Source organism: Nitratireductor sp. OM-1, from assembly GCF_003296175.1.
In the GTDB taxonomy this organism is placed as follows: domain Bacteria; phylum Pseudomonadota; class Alphaproteobacteria; order Rhizobiales; family Rhizobiaceae; genus Nitratireductor; species Nitratireductor aquimarinus.
This window is the reverse complement of the sequence record NZ_CP029208.1, coordinates 2,891,221-2,908,963: the sequence shown is the minus strand read 5'-3', so window position 1 is coordinate 2,908,963 and position 17,743 is coordinate 2,891,221. Positions and strand designations below refer to the sequence as shown.

The window sequence follows — 17,743 nt, the reverse complement described above, 5'->3', positions numbered from 1 at the left end:
ATTGATTGGTAGTCGCTCACGCTTGTACTGAACTCCCTCAAATGGGAGAGGCGGAGCTCCCCTCTCGCCTCAGGCTTTCCCCATGAACGCCGCCTTCAGCGCCGCCGGTCCTTCCAGTATCTGCGCCTCGCTCGGCGAGAAACCTGCCGCCAGCATGCGCCGGCCCAGCATGTGTTCTCCGGGCCGGTTCACGGTCTCGACCGCAACAAGCCGGTCTCCTGAAAACAGATAGACGCTGAACGCGCCGCTCTCGGCCTCGCCCGCCACGATCTCGCGATCCACGCCGAAAGGCAGGCCAACCATCTGCAGCTTGCGTTCGCCCTGATCCGACCAGAACCAGGCAACCGCATCGAAAGCGGTCTCCTGCCCCAGCATGGCCTTCGCCGCGCAGCGCGCCTGATCGGTCGCGTTCTGTACCGATTCCAGCCGCAGGAAACGCTCCGCCGCAACATGCGGGAACGAAACGCAATCGCCGATGGCGTAGATATCTGGCACGCTGGTGCGGCACGCCGCATCCACGCGAATGCCATTGTCGCAGACAAGACCTGCCTGTTCGGCAAGCGTGGTGTTCGGCAGCGCACCGATGCCCACCAGAACAAGATCGGCTGCAAGCTCCTGCCCGTCTGATGTCACGAGCGCCCGCACCCGGCCATTCTCGCCGATCAGGCGCTCGACGCCCGTGCCGGTGATGACTTTGCAGCCAAGGCTCTCGTGATAGGCCAGCATATGCGCGGCAATCCGCGCACTCACCGCACGGCCCAGAAGGCGCTCTGCGGCTTCAACCACCCGGACCCGCTTTCCCGCCATTGCCATGGTCGCGGCAGCCTCAAGGCCGATGAAGCCGCCCCCCACGACGACGACGTCGCGCGCCGCTTCCGCCGCCTCGCGCAGCTGCCGCGCATCGGCGCAGTCGCGCAGGTAGAACACGCCATCAAGGTCCGCACCCGGCACCGAAAGAGGCCGCGCATGGGCGCCTGTCGCCAGCAGAAGCCGGCTCCACTGGAGCACGTCTCCGTCTGAAAGCGTCAGCGTATGGGCTTCGGGGTCAATGGCCGTAACCGTTTCGCCGAGGCGCAGATCGATGCCCTGCGCATCATAAAAGGCCTGCGCCTTGAGGATCTGCGGTTCGGCATCCAGCGCCTTCAGAAAGGCCTTGGAAAGCGGCGGCTTGTGATAGGGCAATTCAGGGTCTGCGGAAATCAGCGTCAGCTTCCCGGCATAGCCTTCCTCGCGCAGGCTTGCCGCCGCCTGCACGCCGCCATGCCCCGCACCCACGATGATGATGTGCTCGTCCAGCGCTCTGTCTCCGCTCGTTTCAGGGCCGCAGCCCACGCCCGCCTGACATAGAGACGCCCGGCGGGCGCGGCAAGAGCAGCGCGCCTGCACCAGTCCTCAGACGGAGGCCTCAAGCGTCTCGACGCAGAACACCTCGTCATGGGACGCCACATAGAGCGCGCCGTCACTGGCAATCCAGCCACGGAACATGCCGGCGGTGTTGTAGGGCGCGCAGACATTGCCCGCCCCGTCCACCGCCACGGCCCCGGCACCGATCCCGTAGGATTTCAGGTCTTCGCGAATGACGCCGTTCGCCGCCATCTCCAGCGTTTCACCGCGATAGGCGATGCGGCTTGCGATCTCGTGGCCAACCACGTGACGGATGAAGAACTCGCCCTGCCCGGTGCCGGAAACCGCGCAGACGCCATCGCGCGCGTAAGTGCCCGCACCGATGATCGGGGAATCGCCAACGCGTCCCTCCGGCTTGTTGTTGTATCCGCCGGTCGAAGTTGCGGCTGCGAGATGTCCGTCTGCATCGAGCGCCACGGCACCCACCGTGCCGTGCTTCTCGGCTTCCGATGCAGCCGCAGCCGTTCCTGCCTTTGCGTGTTCTTTCATGGCGGCAAGCGCATCCTGCCTGCGCTTTGTGGTGAAATAGTCGGGCGCGACCATTTCAAGACCGCAATGCTCGGCAAAACGATCTGCGGCAGCGCCGGTGAGCAGCACCGCGCCGCTTTTCTCCATCACCGCCCGCGCCGCCTTGACCGGATTGCGAATGCGGCTTGCCGCCGAAACCGCACCCGCATCAAGGTCTGCGCCGTTCATGATCGAGGCGTCGAGCTCATGCTCCGCGTTCTCGTTGAGCGCTGCGCCGTAGCCTGCGTTGAAATGGGGCGAATCCTCCATCACGACAACGGCGGCTTCCACCGCATCGAGAGCCGAACCGCCCTTGCTCAACACGGCCCAGCCGGCGCGAAGCGATGCGGCAAGGTCTGCACGGGCAGCCTCCCATTCCTCTTCACGCAGATCGCTCTTCGCCATGACGCCGCAACCGCCATGAATAGCCAGTGCAACAGGTTTCATTGTCTCCCTTTCAAAACCATGCCCGCGCGCCGCAATGGGCCGCCGGGTCTGGCAAATGCGTCGGGCCTGGCTTCATCGCGAGCCACAGGCGCATTTGCCCTAAATCCCTCGCCGCGCAGGTCACGCACGGCGTGCTCCTTATTCGACAAGCCCCATGCCGCTGACAAGCCCGTCGCCCCTGAAAGTAGACGTGATCGACAGCCGCTTTCCCGCTCCGGAAAAAAGAAGGGCCGCGCGATGCAAAGCCTGACGCAGCGCATCGCGCGGCCCTTGGAAAAACTGCCCTCCGGCGGGGCTCGAGAGCCGGAGGGCACCGCTGCAACAACCCTGCCTAGAACAGGGCCGCGGTCTTCTGCAGCGTTATCCAGACACCCCAGAGGATCGGGATACCAACGATGGCCCAGGCCATGAGCGCCTTGCCGTCGAAGCCGCCCTTGCCGATGCCGAAGGAACCGGTCGGGCCGGAATCGGCAGCGGCAGACTTCGCCTGAAGCTTGGCCACTTCCTCATCCGACATGTACCATTTGTCCGAAAGCGGCTTGACCAGCATGTTGCAGATCAGACCGAGCAGAAGCATTCCGGCCAGAATGTACATGGTGAAGTCGTAGACCTGCTCGCGCGGAATGCCCGCATTGAGCTGCGCTTCACGAATGTAGTTCACCACCACGGGGCCGATGATGCCGGCCGTTGCCCATGCCGTCAGCAGGCGGCCATGGATCGCGCCCACGAACTGCGTGCCGAAAATATCGGCCAGATAGGCCGGCACGGTGGCGAAGCCGCCGCCATACATGGACAGGATGATGCCGAACATCAGCACGAACAGAACCTGGCTGCCCATATGCGCAGCCGAAGGAACGAGCGCATAGAGCACGATGCCGATCAGGAAGAAGGCATAATAGGTGTTCTTGCGGCCGATCTTGTCGGAAAGCGAGGCCCAGAAGAAGCGTCCGCCAATGTTGAACAGCGACAGAAGGCCGGCAAAACCTGCCGCAATCGCTGCAATCGCGGTCTTCTGCGATGCATCGAGTTCATTGAACGAGAGTTCGGGAAGGCCGATCAGACGTCCGCCGAAGATCTCCTGAAGCATCGGCGACGCCATGCCGATCACGCCGATGCCGGCGGAAACGTTGAGCGTCAGAACCGCCCAGATCAGCCAGAACTGCTTCGTCTTGTGGGCGTCGCGCAGATGCACATGGCGCGAGGTGATCATGGATTTCGCGCTCTTGGCAGGCGGGGTCCAGCCCTCGGGACGCCAGCCGGCCGGCGGAATGCGGTAGCCGAAAGCGCCACCCATCATGAACACGAAATAGATCACGGCCATGACCAGGAAGGTCTGCCACACGCCAACGGAATCGGCCGTCTTGAACGTGTTCATCAGCATGTCGGCCAGCGGTGCGCCAATCATCGCGCCGCCGCCAAAGCCCATAATCGCCATGCCCGTGGCCATGCCGCGACGGTCCGGGAACCATTTGATCAGCGTCGAAACCGGCGAAATATAGCCGAGGCCGAGGCCAATGCCGCCGATCACGCCGGCACCCAGCCACATCAGCCAGAGCTGGTGCATCATGACGCCGAGCGCTGCAACGGCGATGCCGCCGCACCAGCAGAAGGCTGCAACCACGCCGGCCTTGCGCGGGCCGGCGCGCTCCAGCCAGCCGCCCCAGATGGCGGCAGCGGAGCCGAGCAGCACGAAGAACAGCGTGTAGATCCAGCCGAGATCGGAAACGCGCCAGTCGCAGCTCGTGGTGAACAGCGCGCCCACCAGCGTCATGTCTTCACAGACGACGCTCTCAGAAATGCCGATGGCCTGCGTCAGCGGCAGCCAGAACACGCTGAAGCCGTAGGCCATGCCGATGCACAGATGGATGGCGAGTGCTGCCGGCGGAACGAGCCAGCGGTTGAAGCCCGGCCGGGCGATGATTCTTTCCCTGTCGAGAAAGCCACCGGCGGGTGCGCCGGTTAGTGTTTCACTTGCTGCGGACATTAAGTCTCCTCCTCCTGCCGGAAACCCGGCAGCCGTCCTGCTGGTTACTTGTGCGAAAATCCCGCCTGCGCTGGTCCGGCGCCCTGCGCACCAGACACGGTCCCCGCTGCGGGATCAGGTGATTGAAAACGTCCTCCTCTTGCATTACCCATTGGGCAAGCAATGAGCGTGCCAGTCGGCACGGCTGAACGATTTCAATTGCTTATCGATTGAAAGAGTTTCTCTATGGACAAATTGTCCATGGGACCCGGACAAAATGTCCGGACATTTTGTCCAAAGGCCTCAGCTGGCCTCGGGCAACCAGATCGTGAAGCGCGTGCCCACGCCCTCTTCGCTTTCAGCCGAGATCTTGCCGCCCTGTCGCGAAATCAGCGTCTGGCTGATCGACAGGCCAAGCCCCGTCCCTTCCTGGCGCTTGGTCGTGAAGAAGGGATCGAACACCTTGCTTAGCATTTTCGCCGACATGCCAACGCCCGTATCGGCCACCTCGATCAAGACGCCCGGCTTACCGTCCAGATCGCTGTCATGGCTGCGCAGTGAGAGCGTGCCGCCATCCGACATGGCGTGGATGGCGTTCACGATCAGATTGACCAGAACCTGCTGCAGTTCCGTTCGGTTCATCAGAACCAGCCTGCTTGCCCGATCATCGCGTTCAACGACGATCTCGCTCTTGTTGAGAAGATGCTGCACCAGCGGCAATGTGTCGGAAATCACGTCCGCCGGCGCGTGCCGTTCCAGAAACCCCGCATATTCCTCGGGCTTTGCAAACTGAAGCAGCTTGGTGACGATCTGGCTGATGCGGTGGATCTGTTCGTCCAGCAGGCGAAACTCGGTGCGCGCCTCTTCCGCCCGCTCGCCCATCACCTGCCGCACCACCTCCAGATTGCCCTGCATAACGGCAATCGGGTTGTTGATCTCATGCGCCACGCCAGCGGTGATCTCGCCGATGGCGGCGAGCTTTTCGGAGACGATAAGCTGGCGTGTCGTCGCTTCAAGCTGCCGGTTGGCAAGGCGCAATTCCCGCGTGCGCTCTTCAACGCGCGCGTTCAGCTCCTCGTTCCAGGCGCGCAATTGCCGGTCGCGCTCCTGTAACTGTTCCAGAAGCAGATCGAGATGCTGCGCCACGCGGCCAATCTCGTCATCGACGCCGTGAATCCCCGTCCGCGCGCCAAGATCGCCGCTTTCCACTTCCGAAATCGTGCCGGCCATCCGCTCCAGCGGCTTGAAGATGGAGCGCGCCCAGCGCAGGAAAAGCGGCACGCTGAGCGCCGTTATCGCCAGAAAGGCGATGGCGATCGTCAAAAGCGTTGCGTATTTCGCCTGGGTGAACGGCGTTTCCAGAAAGCCGACATAGAGCATGCCGACACGCTTGCCATAGGTGTCCGTGATCGGCTCATAAGCGGAGATGTACCAGTCATTCACGACAAAGGCGCTGTCGAGCCACACGCGCCCCTGTCCCAGAACGGCCGAGCGCACAATGCTCGAAACGCGGGTGCCCAGCGCCCTGCGCCCCTCGAAAAGGCGCACATTGGTGCTGATGCGCACATCGTCCAGAAACAGCGTCGCCGTTCCCTGACTGCCCTCCGGCAGGCTCGCCTCGCGGTAAACCAGATCATTGATCGTATCAATAAAGACGAGGTTCCGATTGAGCAGATTGCCGCCGACAAGTGCTGCCGCGCTTCCATCGGCAAGCCGCACCGGCGTTGCCGAATGCACGACCATGCCGCGCGTCTCCGCTGCGCGCTCCGTGGGAACGGCATTGGCGGTCGGCACCAGTTCCAGCCGGGCGCGGTCGGCAAGGGCGGGCGATATGTCGGCAAGCTCCTCGCGGGAAAAAATGTCGACGCCCGTCATGGCCTCACCGGCATAGGCCTTTTCGGTGATCAGCCAGTCGCGCCGGGGCGCGCCCGCGAGTTGTGGTGCGGAGGCAAGCACCCCGCCGTCTTCAGGCAGGAGATAGAGAAAATCGAGGTCGAGCCTGCGGCGATGCTCTTCCAGAAGGGCTGAAAGTCCCTCACCGCCCGCGTCAAGCGTATCGCGAAAGCGCGCGGATGCGCCAAGCGCCGTCACGCGTTCACCGGTGTTCTCAAGCAGGCGCGCGAAATACTGGTGCGCAATGGTCAGGTCGCCATTCACCTTGGAGATGAGCGCCGCGTCGAACTTGGCGTTCCAGCGATAAACCGCCATGCCAAGCAGCAGCGGCAGGATCACCAGTGTCGGCAGGAGCGCGATCGCCAGAAGACGAAAGCGGACCGAACCGCCCTTTCCCCTTGGCTGGCGTGTCGCTAATCGCTCAGACATTCCAGGCCGCGCATTTGCGGTCGATTGTCTTGCGCGAAATGCCCAATTGCTGCGCTGCCGCTTCCCGGTCACCGCCGGTGCGCTTCAGAACGGCCAGAATATGCCGGCGCTCGATGTCGGCCAGGCTTTCGCCGCCGACACTCGTTTCGGGAACAATTGCGCCATTGCCGCCAAAGTCGTCCGGGAAACGCCCCAGAATGAGCGTGCGTTCGATCAGATTGCGCAATTCGCGCACGTTTCCGGGCCAAGCATAGGCCGCAAGCGCGGCCCGCACATCCGCGCCGATGGGCACATCCGGCGTGCCGAGCTGCAGCGAGAGTTTGCTCATGAACAAATCCGCCAGTTCCTGCACATCGTCATCGCGATCCTTGAGCGGCGGCAGGTGGATCTGCATCACATTGATGCGGAAGAAGAGATCGGCGCGAAACTGGCCGGCCTCCACCTGTTTCTCAAGCTCTGCATTGGTAGCGAAGACGAAACGCAGATCGACCGGGATTTCACGTTCCGAGCCGACCGGGCGGATGCGCCGGTCTTCGAGTACCCGCAGGAGTTTGCTTTGTGTCGCAAGCGGCAATTCGCCGATCTCGTCGAGAAACAGCGTGCCGTCCTGGGCATGCATGAAAAGGCCTTCGCGACCGCCTTCCGCTCCGGTGAACGCGCCCTTCAGATGACCGAACAGCTCGGTCTCGATCATGTCTGGCGGGATCGCCGCACAATTGACCGGCACGAAGGGCTTGTCCGCGCGGTCCGACAGCGAGTGCAGCGAGCGCGCCGCCACTTCCTTGCCCGTGCCCGACTGGCCGGTCAGCAACACCGATGTGGGCAGCGGCGCAACACGCGCAATCGCGTTGCGCACATCACTGATCGCCTTTGATCCGCCGATCAGCTTGTCGCGCAGCAACACATGGTCCGATGTGGATTTCAGCTCATAGCGCAGCACGTAATTTTCACGCTGGAGCCGCATCTGGTCGAGACAGCGGGCCACCGCGTTCAGAAGCTGGTTGGAGCGAAACGGCTTCAGGATGAAATCGACCGCGCCCGCGCGCAGCGCCTGGATTGCGGTTTCGAGGTCCGCATAGGCCGTCATCAGGATGGCGTTGGAGAAAAAGCCGATGGCCCGTTGCTCCGCCAGCCAGTCGACGCCATTCTTGCCGGGCATGATGTTGTCGAGGATCACCACATCATAGTGGTTGGCGTCGAGCTTTCGGGAGGCTTCTTCCGTGTCGGCGGCTTCATCGAGCCGCTTGCAGCGCGGACCAAGTGTGCGCACGAGAAAGTTGCGCATGCCCGGTTCATCATCGATGACGAGAATCGAAGCCTGCGCAAGCCACGGCCCGAATTCCGGATCCGCTGCCATGTTGCGCTGCGCCTTTGCTGCCTGACCGCTCGCCATTTCCTCCCGCACCTCTCCCCGTTTTTTGCGGCATGATTAGCCAAGGATGACGGGAAAGCAAATAGCGCGCCTTCTACTCTCCACCGCCCGCGCGAAAGGATTTGCGCCACTGGTCGAGAAACGCCTTGCGCTTTGCCTGGTCGAGCCCGACCAGAAGGGCCGGTGAAAGCCCGATGGGCCGGAAGGCCGCCGCCTCGGCAGACGGTCCGTCGCCCGTATCGATCCTGCCCAGCATTTCAGGCCCGCTCATCGAGGAGAACAGACGCGACGGGCCGGAAAAAAGCTCCTGCCCCTTGTCGCTGAGCGCCAGGGCGATCAGCGCATTGGCGGCGCGCTTGTTGCGGGCATGGCGCGAGACCAGTGCCGCGCGCGACAGCGCCAGCGTGTAATCGGACGGAAAGATGATGCCGATGCGCGGATCTTCCTGCTGCCGGGCGAGCGCATAGGACCCCAGAACATTGTAGCCGAGCACCAGCCGGCCGGTCCGCACGCCATCGATCACATCGGAACTGCAACAGAAAAGCTGCGCCCGGTTCTGACCAAGACTTTCCAGAAGCCGCCCCCAGGTGGAAGCCTGCGCGGCGTCTTCGAAGGCGAAAATGTAGCCGACGCCGGAGCTTTCGATGTCATAGGTGCCGATGCGACCGCGAAAACGCTCCGTCTGGCGCAGAAGGTCGACCAGCTCGAAACGGTTGCGCGGCACCTCATCCGGTTCCAGCCCTTCCCGGTCGTAGACGATCACCGCGGGCTCGAAGGTGAGACCCACAAGCTCGTTGCGCCACGAGGCCCAGTCCGGCAGATCAGGCGGCAGCGCAAAGCGGAAGGGCTCCGAACAGCCATCGTTCACAAGGCGCACCTGTTCGGGAATGGCGGACGAAATCACCGCATCGGCAAAGAAGCGCCGCTCCTCGCAGGCTTCCGCCGCAGCGCCATAAAGATCGAGGCTGGTCATCTGGCGATAGACAACCTCTGTTGTCGGATTGGTTCTCTGAAACTCCTGAATGAGCGGTTCGATGTGTTCGAGATCGGTCACGCTGCCGATAATCAGCGTTTCAGCCTTGCCGTCCGGCGCATCGAACACCGTGTCATTGGCGTGGGCCGGCAGCGCATGAAGGAGCGCGAACAGCGCCGAAACGCACAGGATGAAGCGTATCATGCCGGCTGGTCTCCCGGTGTTGCAAGCGGCAGATCGAGGCTGATGGAGAACGCGCCCTCCCCGCCATCAAGCGCGATATGCCCGTGATGAAACTCCGCCACCTCACGCACGATCGCGAGCCCGAGCCCCGCACTTTCCGGCTTGTTGGGGTTGATCGCATAGCGCTGGCCGATCTCGACGGGATCACGCACGGAGAGCCCCCCGCCACGATCCGTGACGGTCACCCGCGCCCGTTCGCCATGGCTCGATACGCCAAGCGCGATGGGCGGCTTTCCATGGGCGTGCGCGTTGTTCAAAAGGTTCTTCACGGCTTCCCCCAGACTGAACGCATCGCCGCGCACCATCACCGGTTCTTCCGGCAAGTCGAGACGGATGCGCGATCTGCCGCCACCCGCAAGCTGCGTGAACTCGCGTTCAGCGTCGACAGCGATGCGCCGCAGGTCGAGCGGCTCAAGCGGTGCGGTGTCGGCGCGGTGTGTCACCAGCGCATGGCTGAGCAACTGGTCGGTCAGCCGGTTCAGCCCTATGGCGCGGCTGCGGATGCGTCGGTGCAGAACCTTCAGGCGCTTTGGATCATCCTCGTCCAGCGCCAGCTCGCTATGCGCCCGCAGAGCCGTGATCGAGGTGCGTATCTGATGCGCGGAATCGGCCACATAGTCCTGCATGGCGCGCACCCGCCGGTCGAGCCGCCCCATGAAGCGGTTGATGGAGGCGACCAGCGCCGACACCTCGTCCGGCGCATGCATGGAAAAGGGCGAGAGGTCGAGCGGGTCACGCTCAAGGATCGCCGTTTGAATGCGCTCCAGCGGGCGCATCGCATAGCGCATGGCCAGAAGCGCCAGAACCAGAATGGCGACACCCGCACCGGCGATCACGGCGACGGCCTGTGTGGCCATGCTGCGGGCAAGCTGCTCGCGGCTTCCCGTGGTGTGCGCCACGACGATGTAGATATCGCCGCTCACCGCCCGTTCGGCCAGCCTGCGCAGGGTTGCAAGCGCACGCACCCGCTCGCCGCCGAAATCCACTTCATAGGCAAGACCGCCCTCGGGGATCTCGTCAGTTTCGGGCAGCGGGAAGTCTTCATAGCCCGTCAGCGTCGCGCCATCCGGCTGCGCGACCCGGTAGAAAACGCGTTCGTCCTTGGCAAGCGAGAGAAGCTCGAACGCCGAAACGGGGATATCGACGCGCACCTCGCCTTCGATCACGAAAATGCGCTCCGCAATCTGAAGCGCCGCGCCCTGAAGCAGCCGGTCGAAGGCTTCGTTGGCCGCCTGCCGGCCATAGCCATAGGCCGCATAAATCGTCGCTGCCACGGCGAGCCCGAGCACCAGAGTCAGAGAAATGGCCAGTCGATAGGCAATCGAAAGGCTGCGGTCAGGCGCAGCCTCGCGCCCCTGATGCGCCATCAGCCGCCCGTCTCCATCGTCACCGCCTGATAGCCGAGCCCCCGTAAGGTGCGGATTTCCAGTCCGGAACCCTCGATCTTGCGCCGCAGCCGCCCGACATAAAGCTCCACCGCATTGGGATTGCGCTCATCATCATGGCCGAACAGGCGCAGGAGCAAATCCTCCTTGTCGAGAACACGATCCCGGTTTGTGAGGAAAATCTCCAGAAGCGTCTGCTCGCGCCGGGTCAGATCACAGGGCTGCCCGTCGATCAGAACCCGCCGCGCCGCCATGTCGAAGGTCAGCTTTCCGACCGAAAGCGTCCGGTCAGCCTCGCCGCTGCGCCGGCGGATGATGGCGCGGATGCGCGCTTCCAGCTCGCCGAGATCAAACGGCTTGATCATGTAGTCGTCCGCGCCGAGATCGAGCGCATCGATCTTGTCGTTGACCGCAAGCCGCGCCGTCAGAACCAGCACCGGAACCCGGTTTCCCGCAGCCCGCAGCGCTTTCAGAAACGCGATGCCCGACCCGTCGGGCAGGTTGATGTCGAGAATGACAAGGTCGTGATGCGCCATCGCCACGAAGTGCCTTGCGTCTTCCAGCGTCTCCGCACGATCACTCACATGACCGGCCTTTTCCAGCCTTCTTTCAATGGCTTCTGCGACATCGCGTGTGTCTTCGACGATCAAGAAATGCATTTTTCCCGACTTTGACAGCTTTGTGACAGGGACACCCTATAGGCTCTCCATCGTCATGAGAACAATCTCATTGGCGCACCGCTCCGGTTTCCGGGAGGACAGCGGTTAAAAAACAGGTTTGAGGAGAGTTCCGTCCACCATGTGGCGGAACTGCTTAACAGGAGGAATTCCATGAAGAAGCTGCTTGGCCTTGCGGCCGTGGTCACACTTGCGTCCAGCCTGTCGGCGTTCGCGTTCGATCCCAACAACACCGAGTGCATCGCGCCTGCAAATCCGGGCGGCGGCTGGGACTTCACCTGCCGCCAGGTTGGCAAGACGCTTCAGGACCTGAAGCTTGTTCCCGGCACCATGCAGGTCGCCAATGTCGCCGGCGGCGGCGGTGGTGTGGCCTTTGCCGAAGTCGTCGGCAAGCGCAATGACGAGAACAATCTGATTGTCGCCGCCTCCTCGGCAACCGCCACCCGTCTCGCCCAGGGCGCGTTCCCCGGCAACACGATGGATCAGGTGCGCTGGGTTGGCGCAGTCGGCGCTGATTACGGCGTGATCGCCGTCGCCAAGGATTCGCCCATCAACACGCTCCCCGAGCTGATGGACAAGATCAAGGCGGACCCGTCCTCCGTCTCCGTGGCCGGCGGTTCTGCCGTGGGCGGCTGGGATCATCTGAAGGTTCTGATCGCCGCCTCCAAGTCCGGCATCGAGGATGTCCGTCAGGTCAAATATGTCGCCTTTGACGGTGGCGGTGAAGCGGTTACCCAGCTCCTCGCCGGCTCCGTGCAGGCGTTCACGGGCGATGCCTCGGAAGCCAAGGGCTTCGTCGATTCCGGCGACATCAAGGTCATTGCCGTCATGGCGCCCGAGCGTCTTGAAGGCGATTTCTCCTCATTCCCCACGGCGAAGGAACAGGGCATCGACGTGATCGGTGCGAACTGGCGCGGTTTCTATGCCCCCGGCAACATGTCGGACGAAGCCTATGACTACTGGGTCGACGCCGTCAGCAAGGTCTATGCCTCCGACGAGTGGAAAGAGGTCATGGCCAACAATGGTCTCGCACCGCTCGACCTGCAGGGCGCGGAATTCCAGGCCTTCGTGAAGGAATCCATCGATTCCATCACCGATCTGTCCAAGCAGATCGGCATCGTGAAGTAACGCACGAGCGAACCTAATCGGGCCTGTCGGGACACCCCACAGGCCCGAATTGTATCAAGAACAATCAGGGGAACACGTCTGTCATGAGCGACCGCATCTTCGGCGTTTTCGGTTTCCTCCTCGCCGCCTTCTATCTCTGGCAGGCGACGCAGATCGAACTGAGCTTCATATCCGATCCGTTTGGCCCCAAGGCCTTTCCCTACATGATCGGCACCGTGCTCGCGATTTCCAGCGTGGTCATTATTCTCAAGCCGGACACCGAGCCGGAATGGCCAGGCTTCGCGCGGCTGTTTGAAATCGGCGTCGCCACCGCCGTGATGATCGCCTATGCGCTGTTCCTGAAGGAATATGGCTTCGTGCTCTGCACGGCCATCGCAGCGAGCTACCTTTCCTGGCGTCTGGGGTCGCACCCCGTTTCCGCCATCATCGCCGGCGTTGTGATCGCCGTCGGCATCTATGTCATTTTCCATCTCGTCCTGGGGCTGTCGCTTGCACGCGGCCCCTGGGGCTTCTGAGACGGGAGGCCCTATCATGGACACACTAGCCTCTTTGGCAGACGGCTTTGCCGTCGCACTGACCTGGCAGAACCTCATGCTGGCGCTGATCGGCTGCTTTCTCGGCACCATCATCGGCGCGCTGCCGGGGCTCGGCCCTTCAAACGGTGTTGCGATCCTCATTCCGCTCGCCTTCACCCTCGGCCTGCCGGCCACACCGGCGCTCATCCTGCTGACCAGCGTCTATTATGGCGCGATGTATGGCGGCCGCATCTCATCGATCCTGCTCAACATTCCAGGCGATGAACCGGCCCTGATGACAACGCTTGACGGCCACCCGATGGCCAAGGCCGGCAAGGCTGGCGAAGCGCTCGCCATCTCCGGTCTTGCATCCTTCGTCGGCGCATTCTTCGCCACCTGGGGCCTCGTCTTCCTCGCGCCGCAGCTGGTCAAGGTCGCGCTCCTGTTCGGCCCGGCCGAGTATTTCGCGCTGTTCGTGCTCGCCTTCGCCACGCTTGGCGGCATTGCCAGCCGCAATCAGGCCAAGGCGGCGCTGGCCGCGGTTCTGGGCCTTGGCATCGCCACCATCGGCGTCGATGGCCAGACCGGCGTTCCGCGCTTCTCCTTCGGCGAAGTGCATCTTTATGACGGCATCGACTTCCTCGTCGCCATTGTCGGCCTGTTCGCACTCTCGGAAGTGTTCATCTTCCTCGAACACCGTGCCGGCGGCGGCGCAGATGACAAGGTGGTCAAGGTGGGCCGCATCGTGCCGCCGTGGAAGATGGTGCGCGAGACCATTCCCGCCATGGGCCGTTCGACAATCTTCGGCTTCATTGCCGGCGTTCTGCCGGGCGCCGGCGCTTCGCTCGGCTCCTTCATCTCCTACACGTTCGAGAAGCGCATCTCCGACCGCAACGGCACGTTCGGCAAGGGCGATCCGCGCGGCGTGGCAGCGCCCGAGGCCGGCAACAACTCGGCTGCCGGCGGCGCGCTGGTGCCCATGCTGGCGCTCGGCGTTCCCGGTTCCGGCACCACCGCCGTCCTGCTCGCCATGCTGCTCGCGCTCAACATCACCCCCGGCCCCCTGCTCTTCCAGCAGAACCCGGATGTGGTCTGGGGCCTGATCGCCGCGCTCTTCATCGGCAACATCATGCTTCTGGCCATGAACCTGCCGCTGGTGTCGCTGTTCGTGCGCGTGTTGCTGATCCCGACCCGGTATCTGATGCCCGCCGTGGCGATGATCTCCTTCGTCGGCATCTACGGCATTTCCGGTTCCACCTTCGACCTTCTGGTGATGATCGCCTTCGGCGTTCTGGGCTGGGTTCTGCGCAAGCTCGACGTGCCGCTGGTGCCGATCATCCTCGGCGTTCTTCTGGGCGACCAGATGGAAAAGAACCTGCGCCGCGCGATGACCATTCATGACGGCGACTGGACGATGCTGTTCAACTCGTGGCTCGCCATCGGGCTCTGGTCCTTCGCCATCATCGGCTTCGTCATGCCGCTGATCGTCGGTCGCTACTTCCGGCCCAAGATCGCCGACGAGGCGATTGCCGAAGGCGCCGATCCCGATTGATCGGCACTTCCAGGCTTCAACTGCCAGAGGCGGCGTGGCTTCTCAGCCGCGCCGTCCTCAATGTGAGAAAGGCAGTGGCCGAAACGATGATGGCCGCGCCGATCACCGTGTTGAGGCTGGGCACCTCACCGAAGAAGACATAGCCCACCACGCCCGACAGGATCAGGCTCGAATAGCCGAGTGGTCCCAGAAACCCCGCATCGCCAAGCCAGTGCGCCCGCAGAAAACAGAACTGTGCGGCCTGCGAGAAGACGCCAACGGCCAGCAGAAACGGCCAGTGACCGGCCGCCACGTCCTGCCAGCCCGAAATGGCCGGCCAGGCGGTGATCAGCGCCAGACCGCCCGTATAGAACAGCATCATCACCACCGGCGGCGTGCCCTTGAGCTGACGCGTGACGATGATCGCCCCCGTGCCTGCCAGAACGGCGGCCAGCGCCGCGAGCAGGGCCGGCGTCCATTCCACATTGCCGGGGCTTGCGGCGATGAACGCGCCGACGAGCCCCAGCCCCGCCGCAAGCCAGCGCGAACCGGACACCGCCTCGCGCAGGATCAGCGCGGAAAGCGCCACCAGCACGACGGGCCGCGTGAAATTCATGGTCATGTAAAGCGCCAGCGGCAGATGCGCGACGGCGTAGAAGCCGCCGGTCAGCGCCACTGCCGACAGGAACACCCGGAACAGATGCAGCGGAACGCGGTCGACCGACCACAGAACCTGCCGCTGACGCGCCAGCCACGGCAGGATCAGGCAGAACCCGACCAGTGCCCTGAGAAAAACGAGTTGCCACGGCGGATAGCCCGCGCCCAGCGCCTTGACGATGGATATGGCCCAGATGTTGAGGCCCATATCCGCCAGAAGCCAGGCCCCGGCGCGCAGATTGTCCTTTGCCGTGGCAGGCGCACTCACGGCCGCGCCAGAAGGTTCGCCATCAGGCGGAACGCGCCGGGCACCAGTTTCTCCATCTGGTGATGCAGGATCAGCGCCGCATGGGTGTGCCGCCCCTTGCCGATCCGCGCCGAGAGAAGCGCGCCCTTATGCGCTTCCTCTTCCGGATCGGCCATGGACAGAAGCGGTTCATAGGCCTCGTCCCAGCTCTTGGCAAAATAGAGCCCGCGCTCCTTGTGCCAGTCCTTCCAGTCCTCATCCGTGATGCGGTTCGGCGTGTTGAGCAGCGGATGTCCGGGCGCGAGATGGGTCACCTCGGCATTCTCATCCGTCACCCGCCAGCGCAGCGACGGTTTGCCGATCTCCAGCCGGCGCGGCGGCACCGTCTCCGGATCCCACGCATCCCACGGGCGGTGATAGAGCGTGACCAGATTGCCGCCATCCTCCACCCAGGCTTTCACCGCGGGCATCGCTTCTTTAAGCGCCGGACGGGCGCGCATGGCGAAAATGCCCACCACCAGCGTGTCGATGTCCTTCAGCCCCTCAGCCGTCAGCGCCTCATCACTCATGTCGGTGACATCGAGCCCAAGTGCGCGCAGCCACAATCCGACGCGGTCATTGCCGCCGCCCACATAGCCGACACGCACATCCGGCAGCGCCACATCAAGCACCCGCACGGAGAGCTTGGCCGGAAAGGCGCGCGCCCGCGCTCCGATATGCGGATAGTCAAACCGGTGAACCGTTTCGGCCGTCTGACCGTCGATCTCCAGCGGCAGCTCATAAAGCCCCGGCGCGATGGCCTGAGGCGCTGTAACCCGGAAACCGCCCGTCACCGACGATGCAGTCCAGCCTTCCGGCAGTTCCAGCGCGGTTTCCGCCTGTGCCGGATGGAGTTCCGAAACGCGCAGATCGATCGCGCGCGCACTGGCTGCAACATTGATCAGCGCCCGGTCAGGCGCAAGCGTGGCCGAGCGCGCGGGCAGAACCACCGGCGCGCGCTCGAGCGGCAGGAGCGTTTCCGCCGAAACCCCGTCAATGGTCACGCCCACACGCACCGCAGGCAGGCGCGCCCTGCCCGGCAGATAATGCGCGGGATAGCAGTCGGTGGGTTGCGCATCGTCCGGCACATGGACGAGGCCATTGGCAGCGCGCCAGCCCTCCGGCACGACGGGCGTCACTTCCGCCACGGGTCCGGCGCTCTCGATGGTCAGCGCCACGCTCTCGCCGGGGCGCAGAATGTCGCGCTCAAGTGCAGCGCGCACCTGCACGCCGCTTGCGATCCGCATCACGTGGGAAAGCTGAACCTCCTTGGCGGCAAGACGGTGCTGCACCTCGTCATGGGCGTGCGCCGGGCAGGCATCGCGCGCCTCGCGAACGGCCCTGAGCGCCGAGGCTGCCTTTCGCGCCACGCTCTCCCTGTTCGGGAAGGCGGCAATGGCCGCCATGCAGGCCTCATGCGCGGTTTCCAGTTGCGCGGCGATTTCCGGCGCACCGGCAAACGCCGCCAGATCGATCAGCGTGACCGGCAGGCCGTCCGTCACGCTGTCATCCGGGCCGGAAACCTCTGAGCGCACCAGATGGAGCGGCCAGTCGTTCGGCGCGCCATGCGCGACCCAGCGGCCCATGCCCTGTGTGCGATGGAACACGCGCGACTGCTCGCCGATCTGCGCCCAGCTCCAGCCCGTCACCGGGTCTTCGCCGCCGCCCTTCACCGTCAGCGTGGCGCTCGGTGGCGGCAGATCGTCATCATAGGCGTCGCCCGCACCGGACCATGCCGGCAGATAGAGCTTCTTCACCTGCCATACCGGCAGATCCACATCGGGAAACGCCGGATCAGCCGCCGCGTCCATCACCGCATGCGCCAGTTCCGTCATCGCCCGGTGATGGCCGTGCTGGCCCGGAATGTCGAGGAAAGTCGGGCAGATGATGTCCGGGCGTTCGGTGCGTATGATCTCGACGAAACGCTTGAGCGTGCGTTCACGTCCCCATTTGCCCAGCGTTTCCTTGCCGCTCTTGGAGAAACCGAAATCGAAGACGGCGTCGTCCGGCGTTTCGGAAAGCCAGTAGAGATTGAGGTTCAGCACATCGGCGGCGCGCTCCATCTCGGCAGTGCGCACCACACCCAGATCATGCGTGACTTCCGAGCCGATGGCATTCTGCCCGCCCTCCCCGCGATTGGCGCAGGCAAAGGACAGCGCCACGCCGTCCCGCAGACCGAGCGCTGCCAGCATCTCGGATGTCTCGTCATCGGGATGCGCGCCCGTATTCATGAAGGAGACGCAGGATTTCAGCGGCGCCAGCGCGCGCCACAGCTGGACGATACGCGGGTTGCGCATCTGCGCGTCAATACGCTCCTGATCGGACAAGGGCAT

The 17,743-nt window shown here is 63.7% G+C and carries 13 protein-coding genes; 3 read left to right on the top strand and 10 right to left on the bottom strand.

Going from position 1 to position 17,743, the window contains the following annotated elements; translation table 11 throughout:
- Positions 1-69 precede the first annotated feature (69 nt).
- From DEJ54_RS13925 to DEJ54_RS13890, 8 genes are all read right to left on the bottom strand, one after another.
- Entirely contained in the window at positions 70-1,296 is a 1,227-nt protein-coding gene (locus tag DEJ54_RS13925) for an NAD(P)/FAD-dependent oxidoreductase (protein WP_113156289.1), read from the bottom strand.
- A gap of 96 nt (positions 1,297-1,392) precedes the next feature.
- Entirely contained in the window at positions 1,393-2,358 is a 966-nt protein-coding gene (locus tag DEJ54_RS13920; RefSeq protein ID WP_113155095.1) for an isoaspartyl peptidase/L-asparaginase family protein, read from the bottom strand.
- 331 nt (positions 2,359-2,689) lie between these two features.
- Positions 2,690-4,342, bottom strand: coding sequence for an OFA family MFS transporter (locus DEJ54_RS13915; protein WP_113155094.1), 1,653 nt, complete (start codon positions 4,340-4,342; stop codon positions 2,690-2,692).
- Between the two features lie 282 nt (positions 4,343-4,624).
- Positions 4,625-6,643: a HAMP domain-containing sensor histidine kinase gene (locus DEJ54_RS13910; RefSeq protein WP_113155093.1), complete on the bottom strand. Its 2,019-nt coding sequence runs from the start codon at positions 6,641-6,643 to the stop codon at positions 4,625-4,627.
- On the bottom strand, positions 6,636-8,036 hold the full coding sequence (locus DEJ54_RS13905; protein WP_113155092.1) for a sigma-54 dependent transcriptional regulator: 1,401 nt from the start codon (positions 8,034-8,036) through the stop codon (positions 6,636-6,638). The genes DEJ54_RS13910 and DEJ54_RS13905 overlap by 8 nt, the downstream gene beginning before the upstream one ends.
- 73 nt (positions 8,037-8,109) lie before the next feature.
- Positions 8,110-9,192, bottom strand: coding sequence for an ABC transporter substrate-binding protein (locus DEJ54_RS13900; RefSeq protein ID WP_113155091.1), 1,083 nt, complete (start codon positions 9,190-9,192; stop codon positions 8,110-8,112).
- Positions 9,189-10,598, bottom strand: coding sequence for a sensor histidine kinase (locus tag DEJ54_RS13895; protein ID WP_113155090.1), 1,410 nt, complete (start codon positions 10,596-10,598; stop codon positions 9,189-9,191). Before DEJ54_RS13895 ends, DEJ54_RS13900 begins: the two co-directional genes overlap by 4 nt.
- Positions 10,598-11,275, bottom strand: a complete 678-nt coding sequence (locus tag DEJ54_RS13890; protein ID WP_113155089.1) for a response regulator transcription factor — start codon at positions 11,273-11,275, stop codon at positions 10,598-10,600. Before DEJ54_RS13890 ends, DEJ54_RS13895 begins: the two co-directional genes overlap by 1 nt.
- A 171-nt stretch (positions 11,276-11,446) precedes the next feature.
- On the opposite strand from DEJ54_RS13890, the gene DEJ54_RS13885 reads away from it, so the two are divergent.
- From DEJ54_RS13885 to DEJ54_RS13875, 3 genes are all read left to right on the top strand, one after another.
- Entirely contained in the window at positions 11,447-12,421 is a 975-nt protein-coding gene (locus DEJ54_RS13885; RefSeq protein ID WP_113155088.1) for a tripartite tricarboxylate transporter substrate binding protein, read from the top strand.
- A gap of 83 nt (positions 12,422-12,504) precedes the next feature.
- Positions 12,505-12,936, top strand: a complete 432-nt coding sequence (locus tag DEJ54_RS13880) for a tripartite tricarboxylate transporter TctB family protein (RefSeq protein ID WP_113155087.1) — start codon at positions 12,505-12,507, stop codon at positions 12,934-12,936.
- Between the two features lie 16 nt (positions 12,937-12,952).
- A complete protein-coding gene (locus tag DEJ54_RS13875; RefSeq protein ID WP_113155086.1) occupies positions 12,953-14,488 on the top strand; it encodes a tripartite tricarboxylate transporter permease in 1,536 nt (511 codons plus the stop codon).
- Between the two features lie 16 nt (positions 14,489-14,504).
- Here the strand turns inward: DEJ54_RS13875 and DEJ54_RS13870 are convergent, their stop codons facing one another.
- Together DEJ54_RS13870 and DEJ54_RS13865 are read right to left on the bottom strand one after the other, a co-directional pair.
- A complete protein-coding gene (locus DEJ54_RS13870; protein WP_113155085.1) occupies positions 14,505-15,392 on the bottom strand; it encodes a DMT family transporter in 888 nt (295 codons plus the stop codon).
- Entirely contained in the window at positions 15,389-17,743 is a 2,355-nt protein-coding gene (locus DEJ54_RS13865; RefSeq protein ID WP_113155084.1) for a PIG-L family deacetylase, read from the bottom strand. Before DEJ54_RS13865 ends, DEJ54_RS13870 begins: the two co-directional genes overlap by 4 nt.